4 protein-coding genes and 1 pseudogene are annotated in these 8129 nt (G+C 48.5%); 3 read left to right on the top strand and 2 right to left on the bottom strand.

The genetic code is table 11. The features are described 5' to 3' along the window. The 3 genes from IQ235_RS12490 to IQ235_RS12500 all read left to right on the top strand — a co-directional run. On the top strand, positions 1–1459 hold a 1459-nt coding region (locus tag IQ235_RS12490), incomplete at its 5' end, for a WD40 repeat domain-containing protein (RefSeq protein WP_264321789.1). A 650-nt stretch (positions 1460–2109) separates the two neighbouring features. Beyond that, positions 2110–6324: a toll/interleukin-1 receptor domain-containing protein gene (locus IQ235_RS12495; protein ID WP_264321790.1), complete on the top strand. Its 4215-nt coding sequence runs from the start codon at positions 2110–2112 to the stop codon at positions 6322–6324. A 146-nt stretch (positions 6325–6470) separates the two neighbouring features. Then, on the top strand, positions 6471–7244 hold the full coding sequence (locus tag IQ235_RS12500) for a TRP family putative cation channel (RefSeq protein WP_264321791.1): 774 nt from the start codon (positions 6471–6473) through the stop codon (positions 7242–7244). Positions 7245–7291: 47 nt separating this feature from the next. On the opposite strand, the gene IQ235_RS12505 is transcribed toward IQ235_RS12500, so the two are convergent. Further along, positions 7292–7450 carry a glutathione S-transferase family protein gene (locus IQ235_RS12505; RefSeq protein WP_264321792.1) on the bottom strand — a complete coding sequence of 53 codons (159 nt, stop codon included), beginning with the start codon at positions 7448–7450 and terminating at the stop codon, positions 7292–7294. Positions 7451–7716: 266 nt separating this feature from the next. Beyond that, positions 7717–8129, bottom strand: a pseudogene (locus tag IQ235_RS12510) (peptidase M48); the annotation flags it as partial.

Genomic DNA, 8129 nt, shown 5'->3' on the forward strand with positions numbered 1-8129 from the left:
TCATGAAGCATCTATCCAAAGCGTTGCCTTTAGCCCCGATGGCGAGACGATCGCTTCTGGGAGCGAGGACAAGACTATCAAACTCTGGAATCGGGATGGAGAACTCCTTCAAACTCTTCAAGGTCATGAAGCATCTATCCAAAGCGTTGCCTTTAGTCCCAATGGCGAGACGATCGCTTCTGGGAGCGAGGATAAGACCATCAAACTCTGGAATCGGGATGGAGAACTCCTTCAAACTCTTCAAGGTCATTCCAATGTGGTCGCGAGCGTTGCCTTTAGCCCCGATGGCGGAACCATCGCTTCTGGGAGCAAGGATAAAACCATCAAACTTTGGACTCGAAATGGAGAACCCTTCCAAACTCTCCGAGGTCATGAAGATTGGGTGAATAGTGTCGCCTTTGCAGAGCAAAATCCTGAAAATAGTTCTGACGATTTGACCCTGGTTTCTGCAAGTTGGGATCGAACGGCTAAATTCTGGAATCGAAATGGGGCCGAACTCCCAATTCTCTCGGGTCATACCGCTCGCGTCCTTAGCGTGGCAGTTAGCCCCGATGGAGAGACAATCGCCACCGGGGGTTGGGATAGAACCATCAAACTCTGGAATCGGGATGGAGAACTCCTTCAAACCATTGATGGAAATGAAGGAGAGATTGCGAGCCTTGTCTTTAGCCCCGACGGAGAGACGATCGCTTCTGGGAATTGGGACAATACCATAAAGCTTTGGAATCGCAACGGCAAACTCCTCCAAACCCTCAATATCCACGAACAGTTAGTCACCCGCATTGTTTTTAGCCCCGATGGTCAGACGATTGCCTCGGCCAGTTTGGATAATACCTTCAAACTCTCGAACTCCGACGGCGAGTTACTCCAAACTTTTCAAGGCCACAATCGTGGGGTCAATAGCGTTGCCTTCAGTCCCGATGGGGATACCATCGCTTCGGCGGGTGGCGATCGTACCGTCAAACTTTGGAGTCGAGATGGAAAATTGCGCCGAACCCTCCAAGGTCATATAGCACCCGTTCTCAACATTGCCTTTAGTCCTGACGGAGAGACCATCGCTTCGGCTAGTTTTGATAATACTATCAAACTCTGGAACCCCGATGGCGAGTTACTCCAAACCCTCTCCGGTCATCAAAATGGGGTCAACAGCATCGCTTTTAGCCCCGATGGCGAGACGATCGCTTCTGGGGATGGAGAGAAAGCGATTAAAGTGTGGAATCGAGACGGAGAATTGCTCCAAATCCTCTCCGGTCATCAAAATGGGGTCAATAGCGTTGCCTTTACCCCCGATGGTCGAACCATCGTTTCTGGAAGTACCGACAAAACTGCAATCCTGTGGAATTTGGACGATTTAACCCTCGATTTGCTCGCGCGGGGTGCTTGCGATCGGGTGGCAAACTATCTCAGATACCATGCTCCCCAGAGCGATCGCAATCTCTGCCAGGATTTTGAGGAATAATCGAGGAGATCGGGGTTGGCGGGTTTATTCTCCCTATATTCCCCGGTTGGGGTACCCCGATCGCTCGTTATCTCGTCTATACTATTAGCTAAGAATTAAAAAATTTGCTATCCCCGGCCGAATCTCAATGGCGAATTTACGTGGCAAATCTATAGTAAATCTATAGCGTAGGGACTCGCGCGACCCTACTTCTGGGGCGTTATTTTCTGGCTTTTTGACTCTGGTATATCTAACATCTGGCGTTTAGACAAAAGTTAACTGAGAAACCGGTAACTCTCGTGTTACCGGTGTTTTTGGCTTGAGATCGTCAATTCATCTCTAGACTCTCAAATTCGATCGAGATAGAGAGTGGAAGGTTCGAGTGATTAAATTTGTCTTTAAAATGTGTCTAAACTCCAATTTACACCCTCGATCTCCGTCGGAAATTCGATCGAGGTTTACAAAAAGATAGTTATCTCGATCGAGGGCGATATCTAACCTTTGGCTTTTTTTGATTCTCAAACGATTGCGAGCTATTTTGAATATCGCTCTAAATCTCGATTTTGAATTCGTTGCATCTATCGAAATTATAAGTTTGAGAACTACAAGTTAAAAATCACCAGTGTGATGCTCCGAAACTTGTCTGCAAACCCTTCATTTGGGAACTCAAGATGACAACTTTTTTCGATGCTTTTATTTCCTATGGACGAATAGATAGTAAAGAGTTTGCGATCGCCCTCAAAGAGCGTTTAGAACAACAGGGCTTAAAAATTTGGTTTGACTTCGATAATATTCCCTATGCTGTCGATTTTCAAAATCAAATTAATGACGGCATTAGCAGGGCGCATAACTTTATATTTATTATATCGCCCCACGCGGTAAATTCACCCTATTGCCTTAAAGAAATTGAGCTAGCAATCCAATTCAAAAAACGTATCATTCCGCTGCTGCACATCATGCAAATTAGCCGAGAAACCTGGCAGCAGCGAAACCCGAAAGGAACCGATGAAGCGTGGGAAGAATATCAAGTCAAAGGATTGCATGAGAGCGATCGAAACATGCATCCGATAATTCGTCAGCTCAATTGGTTACCCTTTGAAGAACATCATGCAGATTTTGAAGATTCTTGCGAGAAACTAATCGACTTACTCAGTTATCATCGGGAGTACGTCCGACAACACACAGACTTACTCGCAAAAGCGATCGAGTGGGAACAACGGAACAAACAAAATCGCTATCTATTAATCGGAGAAAAAAAACAACAGGCATTATCTTGGTTAAAAATTCGCTTTAAAGATGAGCAACCCCCTTGTATACCAGCCGATTTGCATTGCGAATATATTACCGAAAGTATCAAGAATGCCAATAACTTGATGACTCAGGTCTTTATCTCCTATGCCGATGAGGATCGGGAAATCATGGAGACCATTTGCAAGGGATTGCGGCGGGAAGGAATTACCGTGTGGCACAACGATACGGATATTCAAACCGGGGAGGCTTTTGAAGAAAGCTTTTGTCGGGGAATCGAACAAGCCGATAATATTATTTATTTGCTCTCTCAAAACTCGATCGATTCTTATCGTGCTCTGCATAACCTAGATTATGCATTATCGTTGCACAAGCGCATTATCCCAATTTTAGTCGGAGAAGTCCCATCAAAAAAAATTCCTAGCGTTCTGCAAAACTTACAGTATCTCGACCTCACCGATAACGAAAATCTAGAAGACTATTGGCTCGATGAAAGCCAACTGCTGAAGATTTTAGATCGGGATGCGCCTTATTATAAGGAGCATAAGATTCTGCTGACCAAAGCCATCAAATGGAAGCAACAAGGCGAAAACCCCAGTATTTTGTTGCGGGGGTATAACCTGCGCAGTGCCGAAACTTGGTTGCGGGTGGCACAGACGCGGACGCAGCATATCCCCACGCCGCTGCAAGAAGAATTTATTACTCAAAGTTTGCGGCAACCGCCACTCGAATCGTTAGATGTTTTTATTTGCTATTCTCGTGCGGATTCGGATTTAGCCCGACAGATTAACGATCGCTTGCAAATGCAAGGGAAAATGACTTGGTTCGACCAGGAAAGTATCGCTTCGGGAACGGATTTTCAGAAAGAGATGTATTTGGGGATTAAAGCCTGCGATAACTTTGTGTTTATTATCTCGCCGCGCTCGATTCATTCCCCTTACTGTGCCGGAGAAGTAGAATATGCCGCCTCGTTGAACAAGCGCTTCGTCACGGTGCTGAATCGACGGGTAAAGTCTGCAGATTTACATCCGGAACTGACCAAGGTGCAGTGGATTGATTTCAACCGTCACGATCGAGATTTTAACGCCAACTTCTACCCCTTGGTGCGAACTCTCGATACCGATCGCCAACACCTACACAATCATACAAAATGGTTGCAACGGGCCCTGGAATGGGAAGAAAGAGGACGCAGCGATGACTTGCTGCTGCACGGCAGCGAGTCGGCTTTTGCCAACAAATGGTTGCAAAAAACAGAGCAAGAATACAAAAAACCCACAGCGACAACCCTGCAAAAGGAATTTATCGAAGCCAGTCAAAATGCGATCGCTGCGGCCCAGGCAAAGAAACAGCGGCGACGAGATGAAATGCTGCGCTTGCAGAAAGAGCGGGCGCAGTTACTCGAAGAACAAGCACGGGAAGCAGAAGCACGACTGGCCCAAGAGAAAAAACACGCTAAACGACAACGGAAAATGCTCGCGGCTGTCAGTTTGCTATTCGTCGCAGCCGCGAGCAGCAGTTTGGTGGCTTTCAGTCTGTGGACGCGAGCAAAAACCATTCAAGAAGGTCACATGAATTCGGTGAGTCGATTTTCTCTATCGCTCTTAGAGGAGAATCGCAAGTTAGATGCTGCGCTCGAAGCACTTCGCGCCGGGAAACAGCTGCAAGAGCAGCCACAAGTCAGCCAGAAGACTCGCAGTCTGGTTTTAAATGCCTTGCAAGCCGCCGTGTATCGATCGGGATTCCAAGAAAAAAATCGCTTGAGCGAACATCGGGATTCTGTCAATAGCGTCAGTTTTAGTCCTGACGAGCGTCTCGAAGATCGAATCATTGCCACAGCCAGTAGTGATAACACGATTAAACTCTGGGATTGTAAGGGTGAGTTGCTCCAAACTCTAGAGGGGCACGAGGGTACTGTCACCAGTATCAGTTTTAGCCCAGACGGCAAGACAATTGTGAGTGGGAGCTGGGACAACACGATTCGACTCTGGAGTCGCGAAGGGAAAGCACTCGGCACAATTGGCGGACACGGTGACACAATATACGGCGTGAGTTTCAGTCCCGACGGTCAAATCATTGCCAGTTCGAGTCAAGATGGAACGGTCAAACTCTGGAACCTCCAGGGTGAACTCCTCAACACTCTCGAGCATGAAGATGGAGTCAGTAGCGTCGCGTGGAGTCCCGACGGTCAGACGATTGCTTCGACCATTTACGACCCTCCCATCATTACCCTCTGGAGTCGGGAGGGCAAAAAACTCAAGACTCTCGAGGAGGGTCACGACCAGCCGATTCATTCAGTCCGCTTCAGCCCCGATGGCAAGACGATTGCTTCGGGTGGAGACGATCGAAAATTGATTCTCTGGGATGCGCAAACCGGTGTCCGGCAACGCACCATTCAAAGACATGATAAGGCTGTTAAGAGCGTTGCGTTTAGCCCCGACAGTGAAACGATTGCCTCTGCAAGTCGGGATGGCACTGTCAAACTCTGGGATCGAAAAACCGGGGTGCGGCAACGAACTCTCAAAGGACATAAGCTGGATGTGAATAGCGTCAGTTTCAGTCCCGATGGTCTGACGATTGCTTCAGCCAGTACGGACAAAACCGTGAAACTTTGGTCTTTCGAGAATCCAATTGAGACTCAAATACTTCAGCATCTTGGGGAAGGTCGCAAAGCCGTCAAAAGCATCAGTTTTAGCCCCGATGGCAAGAGCGTGGCGACGGCTAGTGAGGATGGAACTGTAAAAATTTGGAGTCGCGAGGGTGAAGGTGAATGGCTCCTAGATCGAACCCTTCCCCATCCCGGTTGGGTTAGTAGCGTCAGCTTCAGTCGCGACGGTCAGACCCTCGCCACCGCCGGGAAAGGTCGTACTATCCGGCTTTGGAGCCGCGAGGGCGAACTTCTTAGAGAAATTCCCCACGATGATGGGGTCAATACCGTCAGTTTCAGTCCCAACGGTAAGAAAATCGCCGTCGGCAACCAGGACAATAGCGTAACACTCTTGAATCGAGAGGGCGATCGACTTGGCAACTTTAAAGTGGATGAAGATGGAGGGAGTGACATACAGGTTTTGAGCGTTGCCTGGAGTCCTGACTCTCAGAAGATCGCTGTCAGCAGCGAGGACAAAACCGCAGTCACGCTGTGGAGTGCGAACGGCGAGCGACTTGGCACCCTTGAAGGGCATCAGCAAGAAGTCCATAGCATCAGCTTCAGCCCGAACGGTTGGCGAATTGCCACCGCGAGTATGGATGGAACGGTAAAACTCTGGAGTCGCGAGGGAACGGAACTGTACACCCTAGAAGGGCACGATAATAGAGTGAGGAGCGTCAGTTTTAGCCCGGATAGTAAGATCGTCGCTTCAGCTAGCGATGACGGAACCGTGAGGCTTTGGGATGCTGACAATGGTGAGCCACGCAACATTTGGCGGGGTGATAGCGGACGGGTGTATAGCGTGGCATGGAGTCCCAACGGTAAGATTCTTGCTTCTGGTGCCCGCAATGGAACTGTCATTCTGTGGAATTTAGAGGATTTACGGCTCGCTCGACTGATGGAAGATGCTTGCGATTGGGTGGCGGATTACCTAACTTACAACTCCAATGTCGAAGAAAGCGATTCCATCCTCTGCCCCGAGATTGAGAATTGATTAAGCCAGACAAATCTCCGGATATAACTGGATATAACTGGATAAAAGTATACGCATTTGTTCGTGTGTTGTTTTGATGCGCTTGCTTTCTGTGTTGTCTTGACATCACCCTCGCAATTTTCACCATCTAGAGCCGCCTGTTTTCCATGCAACACCCTGTTTCGATCGAATTTGAATCTGGCCCCACAGCAACCGCCCTCTATCCCCAAGCCAATACAGACCTAAATACCGCCCTAGAATCTTTGGGACTCAAAAGCCCCCGTCCGGTTCTGGTGGTGGTGGGGGGAGCCAGTCTCCTGAGCGATGAGGCTCGGGAGCGGTTGCTATCGCTCTTTCTCGACGTTCTGGCTCCTCTGGCTGAGTCTCTCAATGCCTGTGTCGTCGATGGCGGAACTGATGCAGGGGTGATGCAAATGATGGGACGGGCCCGCCAGCAAATTGGAGCAACCTTTCCCCTCATCGGCGTTACCTCCGTGGGTTTGGCAACCTTACCGAACCAGGCTCCTCCGGCAAAAGATGCCTGTCCCCTAGAACCCCATCACACCCACTTTCGTCTGATTCCGGGTTCCCACTGGGGGGATGAATCTCCCTGGATGGCAGCGATATCGAGTATCCTCTCCGGTAGTTCTGGCGCAGTCACCGTGTTAATTAATGGGGGACAAATTACCTGGGTGGATGTTGCCGAAAGCGTGGCAGTCAAACAACCGGTGGTGATTGTCGCTGGCAGCGGACGGACGGCGGATATTTTGGCTGCTGCATTAAATGGGAAGATCGCAGACGATCGCGCCCCGGCATTAGTAGAGTCGGGTCTTCTGCAAGCGGTTGACTTGGAGGACTCCGAAAAGCTCTCTCGCGTTCTCAAACAGATTCTAACGCAGCGATCTCCATTGGCTCGCAAGCAGAAGGGGAGTCGCTCTTGAGAGTGTCTGCCCCTCTACTCCACGATTGAGTTCTCATTCTCATCAGCTCAATCGAAAGCAGTCCGCTCCATTAACCGAGTTATATTATTTTTAGCGAGGCTGGGTTCTTTCATCATGCCCAATTTTAAGACCCACAGCAATACTCCTCCCGTCACAACATCTGCTACCGTCAACCGATTTTCGACTCGGTAATCTCGATCTTTCAATCATTCGTTAAGGGGCTGACAGACTCGATCGAACCTTTGTAAGGCTTTTGATTTAGACACTTTCGTTTTAATCGATTAAAAAAAATTATAATTTCATGATTCCATTATCAAGAATAAACTTCTAAAAATATCGCTTTTTTTACCAGAATCTTGAAGATCGACATTCTCGATCGTATCTGTTGTCTCTAAAGCATCACGAAAATCTACTCGACCCAAAAAATTAGATCGAATTGCTGAGTCATGATTCGCTCGCACGACAACAGCTTTCAACTCGACGATTTCCGCTGCTTTGCGCGATCGATTTCTTGTTGCAGTTGGTCAATTTGCCGTCGTAAAGATTCCGCTTGTTCGGCTTGGGCCGCGCTCACTTCCACGCTACCCCCATCGCCTTCGCGTTGATAGTTCCCGGTACGAATTTGCCGGTATTCTGCCGACTGCCACCACTGTTGCAGATACGAGATGCGATCGACAGGAAATGGGTGGGAGAGTATCGAGCCTTGAGCGCCGTTGTAGAGCAATAATTTATATATTTGATTGAGACTATCGAGGTCTAATTCTTGATAGCGATTCGATTGTTTAACGAACTCTTCTAAGCTTATTTCATGTCCGTATTTACCGCTGCCTCCGGCGAGTTTCATCATCGATCGCATCACCGGATCGAGATCGTCAATCACCAATA

This window comes from Zarconia navalis LEGE 11467, assembly GCF_015207075.1.
GTDB lineage: Bacteria > Cyanobacteriota > Cyanobacteriia > Cyanobacteriales > Geitlerinemataceae > Zarconia > Zarconia navalis.